19 protein-coding genes are annotated in these 17,003 nt (G+C 40.3%); 17 read left to right on the top strand and 2 right to left on the bottom strand.

Features of this window, described 5'->3' with window-relative positions:
* Position 1 precedes the first annotated feature (1 nt).
* The 13 genes from GSF08_RS00195 to GSF08_RS00135 all read left to right on the top strand — a co-directional run bounded on the left by GSF08_RS00195 (position 2) and on the right by GSF08_RS00135 (position 10,611).
* Positions 2 to 706, top strand: a complete 705-nt coding sequence (locus GSF08_RS00195) for an ABC transporter ATP-binding protein (RefSeq protein ID WP_160623861.1) — start codon at positions 2 to 4, stop codon at positions 704 to 706.
* A gap of 4 nt (positions 707 to 710) precedes the next feature.
* The gene (locus tag GSF08_RS00190) at positions 711 to 1,358 is read left to right on the top strand and encodes a CBS and ACT domain-containing protein (protein WP_160623860.1); all 648 of its coding nucleotides are present in this window, start codon (positions 711 to 713) and stop codon (positions 1,356 to 1,358) included.
* A gap of 182 nt (positions 1,359 to 1,540) precedes the next feature.
* Positions 1,541 to 2,035 carry a PTS sugar transporter subunit IIA gene (locus GSF08_RS00185; RefSeq protein ID WP_160623859.1) on the top strand — a complete coding sequence of 165 codons (495 nt, stop codon included), beginning with the start codon at positions 1,541 to 1,543 and terminating at the stop codon, positions 2,033 to 2,035.
* Positions 2,036 to 2,052: 17 nt separating this feature from the next.
* Complete coding sequence (locus tag GSF08_RS00180; RefSeq protein WP_160623858.1) at positions 2,053 to 2,910, top strand: PRD domain-containing protein; 858 nt, start codon at positions 2,053 to 2,055, stop codon at positions 2,908 to 2,910.
* Positions 2,911 to 2,922: 12 nt separating this feature from the next.
* A complete protein-coding gene (locus tag GSF08_RS00175; RefSeq protein ID WP_160623857.1) occupies positions 2,923 to 4,308 on the top strand; it encodes a PTS transporter subunit EIIC in 1,386 nt (461 codons plus the stop codon).
* A gap of 16 nt (positions 4,309 to 4,324) precedes the next feature.
* Positions 4,325 to 5,278, top strand: coding sequence for an eIF2B alpha/beta/delta subunit family protein (locus tag GSF08_RS00170; protein WP_160623856.1), 954 nt, complete (start codon positions 4,325 to 4,327; stop codon positions 5,276 to 5,278).
* A gap of 269 nt (positions 5,279 to 5,547) precedes the next feature.
* Positions 5,548 to 6,063, top strand: coding sequence for a UTRA domain-containing protein (locus tag GSF08_RS00165; protein WP_160623855.1), 516 nt, complete (start codon positions 5,548 to 5,550; stop codon positions 6,061 to 6,063).
* Complete coding sequence (locus GSF08_RS00160) at positions 6,060 to 6,785, top strand: GntR family transcriptional regulator (RefSeq protein ID WP_160623854.1); 726 nt, start codon at positions 6,060 to 6,062, stop codon at positions 6,783 to 6,785. The genes GSF08_RS00165 and GSF08_RS00160 overlap by 4 nt, the downstream gene beginning before the upstream one ends.
* 183 nt (positions 6,786 to 6,968) lie before the next feature.
* Positions 6,969 to 7,730: a PTS mannose/fructose/sorbose/N-acetylgalactosamine transporter subunit IIC gene (locus tag GSF08_RS00155; RefSeq protein ID WP_160623853.1), complete on the top strand. Its 762-nt coding sequence runs from the start codon at positions 6,969 to 6,971 to the stop codon at positions 7,728 to 7,730.
* 4 nt (positions 7,731 to 7,734) lie between these two features.
* The gene (locus GSF08_RS00150) at positions 7,735 to 8,568 is read left to right on the top strand and encodes a PTS system mannose/fructose/sorbose family transporter subunit IID (RefSeq protein WP_160623852.1); all 834 of its coding nucleotides are present in this window, start codon (positions 7,735 to 7,737) and stop codon (positions 8,566 to 8,568) included.
* Between the two features lie 15 nt (positions 8,569 to 8,583).
* On the top strand, positions 8,584 to 9,066 hold the full coding sequence (locus GSF08_RS00145) for a PTS sugar transporter subunit IIB (RefSeq protein WP_160623851.1): 483 nt from the start codon (positions 8,584 to 8,586) through the stop codon (positions 9,064 to 9,066).
* 23 nt (positions 9,067 to 9,089) lie between these two features.
* Positions 9,090 to 10,175: an SIS domain-containing protein gene (locus GSF08_RS00140; protein WP_160623850.1), complete on the top strand. Its 1,086-nt coding sequence runs from the start codon at positions 9,090 to 9,092 to the stop codon at positions 10,173 to 10,175.
* A 4-nt stretch (positions 10,176 to 10,179) separates the two neighbouring features.
* On the top strand, positions 10,180 to 10,611 hold the full coding sequence (locus GSF08_RS00135) for a PTS sugar transporter subunit IIA (RefSeq protein WP_160623849.1): 432 nt from the start codon (positions 10,180 to 10,182) through the stop codon (positions 10,609 to 10,611).
* Between the two features lie 195 nt (positions 10,612 to 10,806).
* On the opposite strand, the gene GSF08_RS00130 is transcribed toward GSF08_RS00135, so the two are convergent.
* The gene (locus GSF08_RS00130) at positions 10,807 to 11,481 is read right to left on the bottom strand and encodes a LytR/AlgR family response regulator transcription factor (RefSeq protein ID WP_160623848.1); all 675 of its coding nucleotides are present in this window, start codon (positions 11,479 to 11,481) and stop codon (positions 10,807 to 10,809) included.
* A gap of 243 nt (positions 11,482 to 11,724) precedes the next feature.
* Here GSF08_RS00130 and GSF08_RS00125 point away from each other — a divergent pair, with 243 nt between their 5' ends.
* The 3 genes from GSF08_RS00125 (at position 11,725) to GSF08_RS00115 (ending at position 14,758) form a co-directional block, all read left to right on the top strand.
* A complete protein-coding gene (locus tag GSF08_RS00125; protein WP_160623847.1) occupies positions 11,725 to 12,201 on the top strand; it encodes a hypothetical protein in 477 nt (158 codons plus the stop codon).
* Positions 12,202 to 12,224: 23 nt separating this feature from the next.
* Complete coding sequence (locus GSF08_RS00120) at positions 12,225 to 13,244, top strand: amidase domain-containing protein (RefSeq protein WP_160623846.1); 1,020 nt, start codon at positions 12,225 to 12,227, stop codon at positions 13,242 to 13,244.
* A gap of 464 nt (positions 13,245 to 13,708) precedes the next feature.
* Positions 13,709 to 14,758, top strand: coding sequence for a helix-turn-helix domain-containing protein (locus GSF08_RS00115; RefSeq protein ID WP_160623845.1), 1,050 nt, complete (start codon positions 13,709 to 13,711; stop codon positions 14,756 to 14,758).
* Between the two features lie 84 nt (positions 14,759 to 14,842).
* Here the strand turns inward: GSF08_RS00115 and GSF08_RS00110 are convergent, their stop codons facing one another.
* A complete protein-coding gene (locus GSF08_RS00110; RefSeq protein WP_160623844.1) occupies positions 14,843 to 15,715 on the bottom strand; it encodes an aminoglycoside 6-adenylyltransferase in 873 nt (290 codons plus the stop codon).
* A 152-nt stretch (positions 15,716 to 15,867) separates the two neighbouring features.
* Between GSF08_RS00110 and GSF08_RS00105 the strand changes: the two genes are divergently transcribed.
* Positions 15,868 to 16,971: an endonuclease/exonuclease/phosphatase family protein gene (locus tag GSF08_RS00105; protein WP_160623843.1), complete on the top strand. Its 1,104-nt coding sequence runs from the start codon at positions 15,868 to 15,870 to the stop codon at positions 16,969 to 16,971.
* The last annotated feature ends 32 nt before the right edge of the window (positions 16,972 to 17,003 follow it).

Here is a 17,003-nt window from a genome sequence, read left to right as displayed (position 1 = left end):
GATGCTGAAGATTGACAATCTGGAATTGAACTACGGCGTCATCCGCGCTTTGAAGGGCATCACCATGGAGGTTAACGAAGGAGAGATCGTAACCCTGATCGGGGCAAACGGAGCGGGCAAGAGCTCGACGTTAAAAGCAATTTCCGGTATCGAAAAAATCAAAAGCGGTTCTATTACATTTATGGAAGAGAATCTGCATCGGAAAAGCGCACAGGATATTGTAAAACGGGGAATTTCACACGTACCGGAAGGAAGGCGCATATTTCCCGGTTTAACCGTACTTGAAAATCTGGAGATGGGAGCTTATCTGCGAAAAGATAAGGAAGGGATCCGCCAAGATTTGAAAATGGTCTATGAACGCTTTCCAATCTTGGAGGCTAGAAGCAAACAGGATGCGGCTACTTTGAGCGGTGGTGAACAGCAGATGCTGGCGATGGGCAGGGCCTTGATGTCACGGCCGAAGCTGCTGCTGCTGGATGAGCCTTCTATGGGATTGGCGCCGATTTTGGTAAGGGAGATTTTTTCGATCATCAAGGACATTAAGAAGCAGGGTACAACGGTTTTGCTGGTAGAACAAAATGCCCGTATGGCACTTTCAATCGCAGACCGTGCCTATGTTATGGAAACCGGAAGCATTGTTCTATCCGGGAGTGGAGAAGAACTAGCTTCCAGCAAAGATATTCAAAAAGCGTATTTAGGAGGATAAACTCATGTATGTAAGAGATCAAATGACCAGAAATCCGATCTGTATCGATATCAACAGTAAAATATCCGAAGTAGTCGATCTGATGAGCGAAAAAAATCTGCATCGCATTCCGGTTATTCAAAACGGTAAGCTGGCAGGGCTTGTCACGGAGGGGCAGATTGCGAAAAAGGGTCCCAGCAAAGCAACCAGCTTGAGTATTTTCGAATTGAATTATTTGTTGTCAAAAACCAGTGTGGATGCAATTATGATTCGGGATGTGATCACGATTCACGAGAATCGCTTTCTGGAAGATGCGGCGCTGCTGATGGAAAAGCATGATATCGGATGCTTGCCGGTTGTTAATGATTATCAGGAGGTAGTTGGCATTCTGACTCAGAATGATGTATTTGCGGCTTTTTTGGATATTCTGGGATATCGCGAGCGCGGCAGCCGGGTTTGTATCAAGGTGAAGGATAAGCTGGGAGCGATCGGTGAATTGTCACAGGTATTTGTACGCAATGCTATCAATATCACACATGTCGGTGTCTATCACAGCGAAAATGGCATGGCCGAATTAATTTTTAGAATCGATAGTTTTAATACCGATGCTCTGGAAGCTGATTTGAAGCAAAGCGGCTACGAGGTATTAAATATCACTAAAAATCCGAATTAGGGATTGTCATAAATTGGTAAAATATCAGGAATTGACAAATTGCTTGTAAACGATTACAATTATTATGTAAATACGGAATGAATTTGTATTCCTGAGTTTGTTACTTATTGATGTAATAAGGCAAGGCTCAAAACGTTTTTTAAACGTTTTGGGCCTTTTCTATTTCACGGGAGGTATACCGAATGATAAATTGGATGAAAGCAAAAAAGAAGGACAAGACACAAGACTTGATACAGGTGTTAGCTCCCTGTGACGGTACGGTGCTGCCGCTGGGGGAATCGCAGGATGAGATGTTTCGAAGCGGCTTATTAGGACATGGCTGCTTCATTTATCCCAAAAGCAAGAAAATCTTCGCACCGGTGAGTGGAGTGGTTAAATCGGCCTTTCCCACCGGTCATGCGCTTGGCATCGTCAGTGAGGAGGGTGTGGAGCTTTTGCTTCATTTCGGGATTGATACGGTGAATCTGAACGGTCGTTTTATTCATACCACAGTTTCGGCAGGAGATTTAATCGAGGCAGGAGATAAGCTTGCGGAAATTGACTTTCCAATGATTAAAAAGGCAGGCTATGCGCCGGATGTCTATGTCATTATTTTAAATTCTGAATCGTATCAAATAAAGATACGGGAACAGGACTGTGAAAGCGGACAGACGGTGATGACCCTTGCTCGTAAATAGAGAGGCAGGCGAATTTCATGCGCTACACATATGTCAGAGTAATCAATAACAATGCGGTCGTAGGGCTCGACCAAAACGATGAGGAAGCTGTGCTGTTGGGCAAAGGCATCGGTGTGCGTTGTGTGAAAAACCGTCGGTTTGTGATTGATGAGCGGTTGATTGAAAAAGTATTTGTGATGGAAAAAAAGTCCAATTATATGGAAGCATTGATCCAATCCATTTCTTTTGAAACAATTCAAGCGGTCGATCAGGTAGTAAAGCTGGCTTCACTTCGTTTAAAGCATGACTTCAAGGATCAGCTGTTCCTTACTCTGCTTGACCATATTGCCTTTTCCAGACAGCGGCTGGAAGCAAATGAATATATCGAAAATCCCTTGGCCGGTGAAATTCGACAATTCTATCCGCAGGAATATGAGACAGCTTTAGAAGCTGTACGACTGCTGAATCGAGAGCTTCATGTGACCTTTGATGATAATGAAGCCTCCTTTATCGCTTTTCATTTTATTAATGCGATGTCACCGTTGGGACATTCACTCAATAAAAAAATGACCATGATATTAAAGGAATTGACCGATTTGGTAAAGGGTTACTTTTCAATCGAGATCGATGAGCAGTCGGTTTATTATATCCGATTTCTGACACATTTAAAGTATTTTCTCAGCAGGGTGCTGAAAGGAGAGCTTCATAGCGATGAAAGTGAGGTGAAACTATACGAAGTAATCCAAGATCATTATCAGTACGAGTGGGGCTGTGCAGAACGTATCCGGGAATTTCTGCTGGAACACTATCAAGTAGATACATCCTATGAAGAAATGGGATATCTTACGATGCACATTGTACCAATGCTGTTAAAAAAGGATTCTTATGGGGAGTGAAAGGAGAAAGCAATGGCTTTAAACAAAAGCGCGCTTGCGCAGGAAATCATTCGCCTGCTGGGCAGCAGTGACAATATCAAGGATGTGGCTCACTGCATGACTCGGCTTCGTATCGTTGTGAAAAATGAATCGCTGGTACAGCTGGAGGAGCTTCAGAAGCTGAATGGGGTCATGAAGGTTATCCTGATAGGCGGACAGTATCAAATCGTGCTGGGCGGGATTGTCGATGATGTATTTGATGAGACCGTAAAGCTCTGCGGTAATGTCGCACATATCAATGAAGAAGTGATTGATGAAAATTTGGATGCGAAATCCGATACAACGCATCGCTCTTGGCTGGGCAAGCTGGTAGAAACCATCTCCGGTATTGTGACCCCAATCATACCGGCGATGCTTGCCTGTGGATTTATCAAGACTTTGGCAGTACTTTGTACGGTTGTATTTAAGGTTCCGGAGGACAACAGCACCATTCAGATATTCAATGTGATTTCAGATACGCTGTATGCCTTTTTTCCGATTATCATCGGATGGTCGGCAGCTAAAAAATTTCGCACAAACATGGCAGTATCGCTGGTCATCGTTGGCTTGCTTGTAAATCCTGCCTTTACCTCACTGTTTGCGAATGGCGCTAAGGTCTCATTTTTGGGTATTCCGGTAACAGACGTCTACTATGGTAGTTCAGTTCTGCCGGCTATCCTATCAATTTACTTATTATCGAAATTGGAGCTGGGGCTGCGCAGAGTGATTCCCTCAGCGCTGCGCAGTATTTTCGTCCCATTCTTATCCACATTGATTATCGCGCCGCTGCTGATTGTCGCAATTGGGCCGATCGGCGTATGGGGCGGAAATCTCTTTGCTTCCATCTTTACCAAACTCTATGAATTTTCACCAATCGTAGCCGGTGCACTGATCGGCGGCACATGGCAGATTTTGATTATCTTCGGCATGCATATTGCTATTCTGGGTCTTGTTTCAGTTCCTAATATTGCCCGTTATGGCCGCGATACGGTCATCATGACACATGCGCCGAGTCTGATTTGTCAGGTTGCGGCTGGTTTGGCGGTCGGATTAAAGGCTAAGAATCCGGAAATTAAGAAGAATGCTTTAACGCTGTCACTTACTTCGTTTTTTGCCGGAAGCGTAATAGAACCGGTAATGTACGGTGTTAACCTGAAATATAAGAAACCATTTATTGCGGTATGTATCGGCGGTGCGGTCGGTGGGGCGATCACCGGAGCATCTTTAGCAGGCACTACAGCGGCAGTCGCCTTCAGTCTTTATACAATTCCTGCTTATCTGGGAGCTGGCTTTACCGGATTGCTGATCGGCTGCGGAGTTGGCGCACTGATTACCTTTATCCTTACTTGGTTAATGGGAATTGATGAAAGCATTGCATAACATAGGAGGAAAGAGAATGAAAGTAGAAGATCTTACATTTACTTCAGCGGATCATGTTATTCGTGAAATTCGCAATATGAACGTAAAGGGTGGCAGTCCATTTGGACGAGCAGCTGCATGGGCATTTAAACTGGTCTCCGAACAGGAAGACATTCAGGATAAGGATGTATTGTTTCAGCGCTATGATGATGTAGCAAAGCAAATGATTGACTTGAAACCAACCATGGCAACTATTTATAATACCTGGTATCTGGTACAAAAGGTTCTTGAACAAAAGCGGCATGAGGATATTGAAACCCTAAAGCACGCAGTTATCGAGCTGGCTGACCGCATCATTGATTATTCCTTTGAGGCAGTAGATAAGCTTGCTGGATATGGAGCGAATTTGATTCAGGACGGACAAACTATATTGATGCACAGTTACAGCAGTACGCTGATGGGTATCTTTATTCAGGCAGCGCAGGCCGGCCGTAAGTTTACCGTGATCTGCACGGAGTCCAGACCGCTGCGTGAATCTCGTGTGGCAGTTCGCCTGCTTCAGAAATTACAGGTTCCAGTAATTTATATTACCGATGCGGCTGTATATGAATTCATGCCAAGAGCTGATTTCATCGTTATGGGAGCAGATTCACTCTGTGTGAATGGAGACGTGGCAAATAAGATGGGAACGGCTATGATCAGTAAGCTGGCAAAGGTATGCAAAAAACCGGTTTACATCGCCAGTGAGTTATATAAGCTCGATCTGCGCACCGCTCAGGGTTACCCAGTTATGCTGGAGCGGCGTACAGAAAAGGAAATTATCCTGCCGGACGATTTTGAGTCGCTGGAGGGTATTGATGTCATCAATCAGTTTTTTGATTTAACGCCGGCACGTGATGTAGACTCTATTATCTGTGAATTTGGGTGTATCGCGCCCGGCGCAATGATCAGCTATTGGGAGAAACTAGAATGTGATTTATTGGAGTGCTAGATGTTTGGCCCCGTTACCCTTTTGGATAACGGGTTTTTTTGTGAGTCCGCATCAGCTTCAGCAGGTGTGATCGGCAGATGATTAACGTGGATACAATTTTATAAAGGTGGATATCGGTACAGAACTTGATTTGGTTACTTATGCTGAAACAAACAAATATAATGATATAATGTAATTTTTATACGTACGGTAAAAATTCGTAAAATGGGGGAAATAGTGTATAATAGAACTAACAAATAACAAAAATGAGGGGGAAAGGAGGACCTTTTGTGGACAGTGAGGATATCTACGTCATTAAGGAGCTTGATAAATATGTGTCCATTACCGAGTATCTGAAGAGTCAGGAACTTCATTACCGCTATCAGATTCTGGAAAATAAGATTGTGGAAGCGAATCGCTGGATCGCCAGACAATTACAGATCCCGCTTGCGACAAAGGTGTTTTCTTTTAAGAAATTGAGGATCGTCAATGATCTGCCAAAGTCGATCGATCATGTCTATCTTGAGTACAGCAGGGTGCCGGGGATCGAACAGCTTGATCTCAGCGATGTGTCTTTTTATGCAGTTTTGAAGGAGCATTTCAATTTGCAGGTGACTCGTAATGAAGAGGAGCTGGCAATTGTCATGCCTACGAAGGAAGAGGCAGAGCTGCTTCAGCTGCGTGAAAACGAAGAAGTACTGACAACCAAGGGCCATACATATACTTCCTCGATCCAACCGCTGGAGTACTTTGAGATCACTGCCGTAACCTCTTTCTATCGTTTTAGGAGCGTGAGCAGCACATGAGCAGAGAGAACTATGCCATCTATCTGGAACTTGTCGATAGTATCAAAGAAAAAATCATTCAAGAGGAATATCAGCTGGGGGAGCGGATCATGTCGGAGCGAGCCATGGCGGAAGCCTATGGATTGAATCGATTGACGGTGCGCCGTGCACTTCGTAAATTAGAAGCGGAAGGATGTATTCAGGCAATTCAGGGAAAAGGAACCTTTGTGAAAGCAATTCCGATCATTGAAAAAAAAGTAACCTTGGGTACCGAAGAAAACGTCAGCTTAAAGGCTACCATTAAAAAAGGCGGTATGAAATCCTCCCGTCGGGTGCTGGCCTTTACCAAAATCGCGGCAGCCGGAGAGATCGCTGATTATTTCCCTGATACAGAAGATGTATACCAGTTGGTTCGCCTTTCATTGGTGAACGATCATCCCTATGCGGTGCAGGAGGCGTACTTCCCCTGTAATTTGTTTCAAAATGCCGAAAGGTTCAATTTTGAAGAGGACTCTTTATATGATTACATGGATATATACGGGCATTGTCCACAGAAGGTAGTATCGTATCTGCAGGTGGAAAAGGTTCCTGACGAGTATGCTGAAGTATTAGAAATCGATCCGGGAAAGTGTATTTTTCATTTTAATTATTTCGGATTTGATATTCATCACAAAATTACGGAGTTTACCCGCTCTTATCATAAATCGGAATATACAGCGGTAAAATATCTGACAGAGGTATAAGAATAAGAATGAAATATTTATGTTATTTCATTCTTTTTTATTGCAATTATGAATATTAAGTGGTATATATGTAATATACTGGTATATATGATATACAATGCATTAGATGTATACCACTTGAAAGGAGGATCGTATCCGGTTATATCATTGAAATACCAATAATTGATAGGGAGGATATAAACAATGAGCTTAATACAAGCAATACTAGTCGGAGTTGTCGCTGCTTTAACACAATTCGAAGGTGGTTGGCTCGGTGAATGTAAACTGCGTGAACCAGTCGTTACCGGATTCTTAGTGGGGTTGATTTTGGGGGATGTTACAAAAGGATTGATCATCGGAGCAGAGCTGCAGATGATGTGGATGGGCGCTACCGGAATCGGTCCTACAGCACAGCTGAACATCGGTACCGGAGGTACAATGGGTACGGCGATCGCCCTCACCACCGGCAAAGGCGCCGAAATAGCGATAACCTTTGGACTGCCGGTAGCTGTCATTATGCAGTTTTTGGGAACACTGCTGATGACCGCATATTCCGGAGTTATGCATCATGCGGATAAACTGATTGATCAAGGTAAGGACAAACAGGTTGAATACATGCATTATTTATGTGGCTTCTGTGATTTTATGATGTATTTTTCTTTGACCTTTATCGTTATGTATTTCGGCAATGGCGCGATTCAGGGTATTGTTGACAGTTTTCCGGAATGGGCAAATGCCGGTATGGCAGCAGTTTCGAAGATTTTGCCGGCGATGGGATTTGCGCTGCTGCTGAATTTGCTGTTGGAAAAAGATTTGATTCCGTTTTTCATCTTGGGATTCATTATCACAGCTTACACCGATTTGACAATGGTTGCGGTAACTGCAATCGCAATTGGTATCGCCTGGATCGTATATTTACTGAAGTCATCGAGTATGCAGGCGAAAGTCGATGAGTGGGAGGAATAAGGATATGAGTAAAAATAATATTGTAAGTGCAGAAAATAATTTGACGAAAAAGGACTTCCGGCAGATTTTCTGGCGTTCCTTTACCTTATTGGGTTCCTTCAATTATGAGCGAATGGAAGGCTTAGGCTTCTTATATGCAATCCGCCCGGCACTGCGCAAAATATATAAAGATGATGACGAAGCGTATAAAACAGCGATGCATCGTCATATGGAAGCATTTAACATGACGGTTGCGCCGTCGCCATTTGTCATGGGCATTACGGTGGCAATGGAAGAAAATGCAAAGCGTGATCCGAATTTCGATGTTACTTCTATCAATGCGATCAAGGTTGCGCTGATGGGACCGCTGTCCGGTATCGGCGATACTTTCTTCTGGGGTATTTTTAGAATCATCGCCTGTGCTATCGGTGTATCGTTTGCCAAGGAAGGAAATATTATAGCGCCGTTCGCATTGTTGATTCTATTTAATATTCCGAATTTCTTAACCAGATGGTACGGTTTGAAATTTGGTTATCGCAACGGCAGTACAATGCTTACGCAAATGGAAGAATCGGGGAAGATGGAGCTGTTCACATACTGTGCCGGCATTGTCGGTGTCGCGGCAGTTGGCTGTATGATTGCATCATGGGTAGGCTTGACATCACCACTGACCTTTACCATTTCAGGCAGTAAAATTGTCATTCAGGAATATTTGGATCAGGTCATGCCACAGCTGCTTTCATTAACGGCAACCTTGATTATTTTTGGATGCCTGCGCAAGAAAATAAAAGTGGTATACATTATCTTGGGGATCATTGTAGTGGGATTCCTTGGCGGTGTATTCGGTATTTTAGGTTAAACGGGAGGAATCATTATGGCTATCGTAGATGTGAGAATTGATGATCGATTGATTCACGGACAGGTTTGCGGATATTGGATTCCGCACTATCAGGTGGATCGGATCGTCATTGTCGATAATGAGATCGTACATGACAGCATGCGTAAAACGGCGTTGAAATTCGGCTGTCCGCCCAAAGTCGCATTGGCCATTTTGAGCGCTTCCTCAGCTGCTGAAAAATTCAAGCGGCATTTGGATAAGGGAAGTAAGGTCATGATTCTTTGCAGCGGACCAAAGCCTTTGTTGGAGATGGTAGAAGCCGGATTTACGTTTCCGTCCATCACAGTTGGGAATATGTCCAGTAAAGAAAATACGAAGTCCTTAAAACGGACGTTATTTATCTCACCAGAAGATAAGGCGAATTTTGAAAAGCTGGCACAGCACGGTATCAAGCTGTATTCACAGATGACGCCGAGCGATACGAAAGAAGATTTCAGTGAAATGATCAAATCAATTTAGAATGAAGGAAGGATGGTACCATTATGGATAAACCAACGGTTTTAGGATATATGAAGGATCAGCCGCGTGCATTGCAGGCTGCCTTTGCTCATCAAAGTGAATTTGTTGATCCGTTTGTGGAAGTTTTTAAACGTCATGATATTAAGAAAGTGATTTTCTTTGGATCGGGAACTTCCTATAACGCATCAATCATCGCATCATACTATTTCAAGCAGATATTGGGAATTGATGCATCCGGACAATATCCGACTGTATTTCAAAATTATGAAAAGGCAGATTGGACTGGTACGCTGAAAAAAGAGCAGATATTATTTGTAGGAATATCACAATCCGGAACGTCCATTTCCACGGTTGATGTAATGAAATTTGCAAAAGCAAACGGTTATTTGACGTTGGCACTGACGGAAGATCTTAACTCTGAAATTACCAAGCATGTCGATCAGGTTGTGCACCTGCTTTGCGGTAAGGAGCTGACGCCTCCGGAAACCCGCGGTTATACGGTTACGCTGCTGACGCTGTACCTTTGGGTACTCGGCGCAGCGAAGGCGCTGCACATTTATGATGATCAAAAATATGAGGAAGAGATGGCAGCAGTCAAGCATTTGACGGATCAATTTGAAACCGTTGTCGATGAGAGTGAAGCGTGGTATGAACGAAATAAGACAACCATTGTGAATTCTGATCGCATCTATGTGTTAGGATACGGTGTGGATTATGGTTCGGTTTTAGAAGGTATGCTGAAGATCGGCGAGATGCTGCGGCTGCCGACCATCGGTTATGAGATCGAAGAATATGCTCATGGCCCGACGATGGCGATCACGAAACAGCAGACACTGTTTATGATCGGTTCGGATGATGCGGAATGGAATCGCATGCTGGAATTCCGTAAGGTTTTCAAAAAATATACGGATCGCGTACATTTGATTACCTGCAAGGATACGGATGTTGATGATCGTGATGTAAACTTCAGCGTAAAAACGAATAAATATTTAGCTCCATTGATGTATACCGTGCCATTTCAGTTCGTATCTGCAAAAGGTGCGCTTGATATCGGAATTGATACCGGAATAAATCCATTTACAGATCAGTTGGCACATTTACCGGAATAAAGCTATGATCGGAATTATTGTAACCGGGCACGGATACTTTGCGGATGGTATCAGCAGCTCTATCGAATTGATTATCGGGGCACAGTCCAATTATCAAAAAGTGAATTTCCCGCAGTCAACCGATCCTGACAAACTCGGCAGTGAATTGAAAGCTGCTTGTGAAAAACTGTCTGCCTGCGAAAAGGTGCTGATATGCTGTGATCTGTTCCATGGAACTCCCTTCAATCAAGCGATGATGCTTGCACTTTCTATGGAACATGTCGATGTGATTTACGGGGTGAACGTCGGTATGCTGATGGAGCTGCTGATGAACCGCCAGCAGGATATGGATTACGAAGTCATGCTGCAGTCGGTACTTGAAACCGGCCGTCAGCAAATCGGACGCTTTCACGCGGATGATCTTCCGGATGAGGAGGAAGATGACCCATTTGCATAATGAATCATATAAGAATCTCCATGAGAAAAGACATCGTTTTAAAACAGATGTCTTTTCTTTATTAAAAAAGCGAATAGCCCTATATAGGGCAGTTAAAAAATTAATTACGGGTGACAGTTCAACGACTTCGATATTTATAGATTCAGCAATATTAAAACGTCGTACGCATGTAACGCTTATTTCTTTTAAGTAAATTCATAATAGACTGGTCATTTTATAAATACCAGCTCTGCTTGCATGTATATATTTACCATTTTCTAAATATATAATTTTCTGTTTTTTATCCACTTTATTTACAAAATCAGAATTAACAATAACACCTCTATTTACCTCTACGAAAACTGACTTAATAAATTTGTTTTTAATACTTTTAAAAACTATTCTGAATTTATACATACCATTTAACGTTTCAATGAATGTATAATTATCATAAGAAATACAGTATAAAATATCTTTGAATTTTAATTTATGTAAAGTACCTTTATATTCCAAAATAAGATAATGCTCATGAAATCTTCTGCAAGCCTCCCCCTTTAATTCTTCCATGATTTCCTTGATGTTTTCTATAAAGATACGTTTTTTATAATATCGATATACATTGTGACGGTAACCTTCTAATACGAAGCATGAATTTGTGTCTATCAGTATTACGAGCTTGTCCCGATCAAATTTTGAAATGTTTCTTGCTAAATTTAAACTTTCCTCACCTAGATCATCAACATCAAATATAAAAATATGGTTGTTAAAAAAATCATTTTCTGTGTCTATATATGGATAAATTAAAAAAACAACATTTAAAAATTTTTTCGAACGTAAATAATTTATGTGAGTAATAACATCTTTATCATTTCCAAGATATGCAACTTTCATAAATGATGTCCCCCTATACTGAATATAACAAGTAAAATTTATGCGGTCAACGCATTTTTATTCAATTACTGTCGAAGTTTGCAGTAAATTCAATTAAACGACAAAAAGTGCAAATTTAGTAACGTAATTTCAAAATTATCATTCATATATGATTTAATGTAGATGATGATAACGGAGGTGGTATTATGGTTTTTTAAAGATTTCAAAAGGTTTTAATGTGTATAGACAGCATGGAGGAAAGCTATGGACAATAGAAAACGCATTCTGATCTTTGCTTGTATGATTATCTTTCTTTTTTTATCAGGATTATTATTTGTGTTAATAACAGATAATGGAGCCGGTGCACTGCCCGAAGGTTACTTCGTTTCACTGGCTGAATTTTGTCATGATAGTACGGAACTTTACTATGCTTTTTTTGAAGTATCCAATTCAGTTATTGTTATTACTTTTTTGCAGATATTAGTATATGGATTTCTATTTTTCTTATCTTCGAGTAAGCATAAATTACAAATATTATTTTTTCTTCTTTCAATTACTTTTATTATCATAACCTTAATATTATCCATATTTGCAAAATTTAATGGGTCTGAAATGTTTATTATATTAACGTCTTATTTTGTTGGTGTCTTAGCTTTTAAGAATTATTTTCTGTCTTTTTTATTATTCGTTTTCACATTGTTTTCTATTCTAAACATAAAAGCAAAGGAGTGGTATAACTAAATGGGTTTATACCAAAGTCAATTATGAAAAAATTTAAAGTTTTATTACTTACTTTTTCTATTTTTTGCTTCATAACACCTTTTAGCAATGTTTATGCTGAATCAAATGAAAATCAAATTAATAAAGGCGAGTATTATGCAGATAGATTAAACAAAAATGGTAGCTTTGATAAAGTAACAACAAATGAGGCAAAGTTACGTAATTCACAGATTGACTTATTGATAACATTTGAGAATCAAGAAAGAGCTTTATCAAATTTCATTGATAAATATAAGTCACAATTAAGCCTTATTAAGGAGAAATTTGACCTTGATGATTTGATTTCATCAAATTATCAAACATACTACCAAACTGTTAAAGAAATCACTGAGAATGGGATTTTATCTTATGAAGACATAGGTGAAATGCTAGCCTTTTTTGATATTTTTGAAAATTTTGATGTTAATAAAGAATTGCAAGCTTCTATATCTGAGTATAATAAAACTGGATCTCAATCAACTCTAAATTATTTAGAAGAAAATTTACCAAACTATTATGACTCAATGAGTATTGATGATTTAAAAGTAAGTTTACGTAGTATGCCTTTGCCAAACTTACAGGCAGGCATAAATTACGCAACAAAATATGCAGTTAAGCCAAATCCTAATTATTATACTTGGAGCAGTGACTGTACAAATTTTGTTTCCCAAATATTAAAAGCCGCTGGAGTAAATGAAGTATATACAGGAAATGAGAATTCAGGTTGGTGGTATCGTAGCGGATCTAAAAGATCGATTTCTTGGATAAATGCAGATACATTTACAAGATATATGGGAAGAGGATCTACCAACAAATGGTCACTGCTAATGGCAACCGCTAAACCGGGAAGCTTTATTGCATCAGATTTTGGCGGAGATGGAGTTGCAGACCATTGTGCATTTATCACTAGCAAAGCAGGTGGAACTGTCAAAATAGCACAACATACAACTAATTATCACAAATGGAGTAATGAAACAAATTGGCCAGTAGATAATAATAAAAGAATTCTATATCATGTACGATAAATTAGGGATTTTGATTATCTAACGGAAGTCCTCAATTATAAATATGCGATTTTTTAACAGAGAATCAAGAGAATGATTGTTTATTAAATTACTACCTTAGACTGTTGACAAAAAAGTTGACAGTCTTTTCTTATTGGCATTCTTGAATTTGATTTTTGAGATAATAATAAAAGCTTTCTATCTATTCATAAAGCTGAAGCTGAGATATTCATTGCACCTTTTCAAGCCAAACATTATTGCATATAATATGAAAAATGTTGAACTATCGGGATTATTTAAGTAGTTTTCCTGTCCTTATAATTGAATGATGTGAGAATCTATTTCCCATCTTTAATAAAATCTTGGATTTGTCTGCTGTACAACTCTTTTCATTTCGGTTAACTTTTCTAACAAAAAGTTAATGATCCTTCAATGGCTGATGATCAGGGTTGTTGCTATAATGGATACAGATAAAGGAGAAATGTATGAAATTTCAGGAAATCATGAAGGCAAAACGACGGTATTTAAAATTGACGCAGGAGGATATAGCCAATGCATTGGGTGTCAGCACTCCCGCAGTTAATAAGTGGGAAAAGGGAATCAGTTATCCGGATATAACTCTACTGCCCGCCTTGGCAAGACTTCTGGAAACTGATTTAAATACCTTGCTTTCTTATCAGGAGGATTTAAGCGAAAATGAAATAGGAGTATTTTTAAATGATTTATCCGCAATGACTGATACTTCTGAATTTGATGATGTTTATCAAAAGGCAATGCAAAAAATCCGGGAATTTCCTAATTGTTATTTGTTGCTTGTAAGTACAGCGGCAGTGCTGGATGGTATGCTAGTCATGAGCTCAGTTCATGAAACGGTGAGAGCAGAAGCGGAAAAAAATATTGAAAAGCTGTATGAACGGGCGCTTGCCAGTGACCAGCCGCAGGTTGTTGCCCAAGCGCAGCAAATGCTGATCTCGCGTTATATGAATCGCCATGAGTATGAAAAAGCTAAGTCTATGCTGAATGAAATTCCAGATCGGCTATCAATCGATAAAAAACAGCTTCAAGCAAATTTGTATGCAGCACAAGGACAATATGCAAAAGCAGCTTCTATGCTTGAAGAAAAGCTGCTGGTTACGGTTCAGGAAATGCAGAGCTTACTTTCGACACTCATGAATCTTGCATTTAAAGAAAACCGTAAGCCTGACGCGCTGTATATCGCAGAAACCTCCAAGACTGCTGCTGAAATATTTCATCAGTGGGAATACACGTCCTATATTGCGCATTTTGAATATTATGTGAAATGTCAAGATGTGAAACACACCTTGGAAATCCTACCGCACCTGCTTACTTCCATACGCCGACCATGGAACATGAAGGGAAATCCGCTGTACCAGCACCTGAAAACGAAAGATCTGGATACGGGATTTCAGGAAGCTATGCAAAAAAATATTATAGAAGCATTGCTTCACGATGAAGAAACTGCATTTTTGCGGGAGCAGGATGCCTTCTTTGAGATTGTAAATCAATATTGCTGAATATAAAAAGGATATGCGCATGCATATCCTATTTCATCATGTAACAAAAGGAAGATAAGCACTTATATCATCCAGTAAACAGGATCAGGATGAGAAAATTGATGTGGCATCAGGGGATAAAGAGAGAACCTGACGGACATAAAGCTGGGCATTTTTACCCTCTTTTATATGATAGGAGTAATGAAGTGCCTGACTGACCAGTATTGCCTGTTCCTCAAATAGTGTCATCATATCCAGCAAAGCAGAAGTAAGGTCACTGTCATATCCTACATACGTCTTCAAATATCGTTTCCAAAGGTGTTCACTTAAATAGATTTTCAGATATTTTCCGCTTTTTCCGCCGCTGCACTGAAAATCTTGCATGCTTCCGGCTTTCCATTCCAATAGTCGCAACAGCATCGGACGCACATAGTAATTCAGCTGATCAAATGCGTAACTGTCATCACCGCGCCAAATACCTTTTGCTACATTGTTAAGACACCACCAAAATTCATTGCAGGTCTGTGAGAATTCCGTTTGGGATGGTTTTTTGATCCAGAAGGAACGGTCGCTCGAAATGGGCAGCTCTGGGAAAACATCCTGCTTGTCCAGCAATATCTCACAGAGCGACTCATCACTGATGTGTGCCTGCATATGGGAGATTGTTTCAATATGCAAATCAATGCGGTTACCATCTGTAAACAGCATCAGCCAGCCGTAATATTCATGCTGCTGTGCGTTTGTTCCCTCTGCTCCTACATCCTGCATCAATAACCGTTCGCCAAATCGGTCAATCCATGTTTTATCGAAAATGTAGGGCGCGGTTTTCTGCACAACATAGACAATATCATAATCCTGAAATATGTCTTTCTGCACCTTGGGATTTGCACGGGAACCGTTTTGGTAAACACCTACAATATTTGTATCCTGCTTTGCCGTTTCCAGTAAAAGCTGCATCATTTCTGCTTCTGTTCGCATTGTATCACCTATCCTTATTATAACGGATAAACATGGATTTACAATCATTCACAAGTGGAGTACAATAAAGGAAAGTTCATCATCAGCGAAGAGAACAAGAAAACGACCAGCAGCTAAGCTTTTTTTGTTCTTCTTTTTTTTGGAGGGTTCTTATGAAAAAACGTACAAAACGCATTCTTTTAACGATCGGTATTCTGCTTCTGATACCAATTTTGTTTGTAGCCGGATATGTTGGCTACATGAGTTTCCAATATTATCGCATTGCCGACAATACCAATGTGAAAACAGAGAATCAGCAAATTTCAATGGCAAAAGCTTCACAAACGTTTACGTTAACCACGTATAATATCGGTTTCGGTGCTTATGACCATGATTTTTCATTCTTTATGGACAGCGGGGAAATGAAGGACGGTACGAAAGTCCAGGGTAAAAATGGACGTGCGCAAAGTGAAAAAATTGTATTAGACAATACCAGCGGGGTAATTGATACAATTCAACGGGAAAGCTCTGATTTCTACTTTTTTCAGGAAGTAGATGTTGACGCAACCCGCAGTTTTCATGTTGATCAGCGGGCAAAGATCGAAAAGGCGATGAAGCATTATGCGGATATTTTCACTTTGAATTTTCATTCTGCGTATTTACTGTATCCATTTCATGAACCGCATGGGGCAGTAAAGGCGGGACTGCTTACCTTGAGTAAATATCAAGTCAAGGATACGGTACGCCGCCAATATCCGGTAGATAACAGCTTCATTACAAAATTCACAGATTTGGATCGCTGTTTTATGGTTAGCCGGATACCGTTGGATAACGGCAAGGATCTGGTGTTGATCAATTCGCATATGTCAGCTTATGATAAAGGCGGTAAAATTCGTCAAAAACAGTTGAAAGTATTAAATAAGGCAATGAGTGATGAATATAAAAAGGGAAATTATGTAATTGTCGGGGGCGATTTCAACCATGATATTGCAGATTCCCTTCATACATTTCAAACTGAACAGAAAGTACCGGCATGGGTATTCCAGATTCATGATAAAGATATCGCAGAACATTTCCATATTGTTCAGGCAGATAATAAAAAAGAAGTTGCCACCTGCCGAAGCACGGATATGCCATATCAAAAGAATGTAAATTACACGGCAGTTCTGGATGGATTTATCGTATCTGACAATATTGAAGCAGCTGCTACCAACATTGACACGGATTTTATGTATTCAGATCACAATCCGGTAACGGTTACTTTCCAATTAAAATGATCGTTATCGTTTGGACTTGAAGAACTTTCGTG

It is taken from the genome of Copranaerobaculum intestinale (genome assembly GCF_009831105.1).
GTDB lineage: Bacteria > Bacillota_I > Bacilli_A > Erysipelotrichales > Erysipelotrichaceae > Copranaerobaculum > Copranaerobaculum intestinale.
Note: the sequence above shows the minus strand (reverse complement) of the source record. Positions and strands in the feature narration are given on the sequence as shown.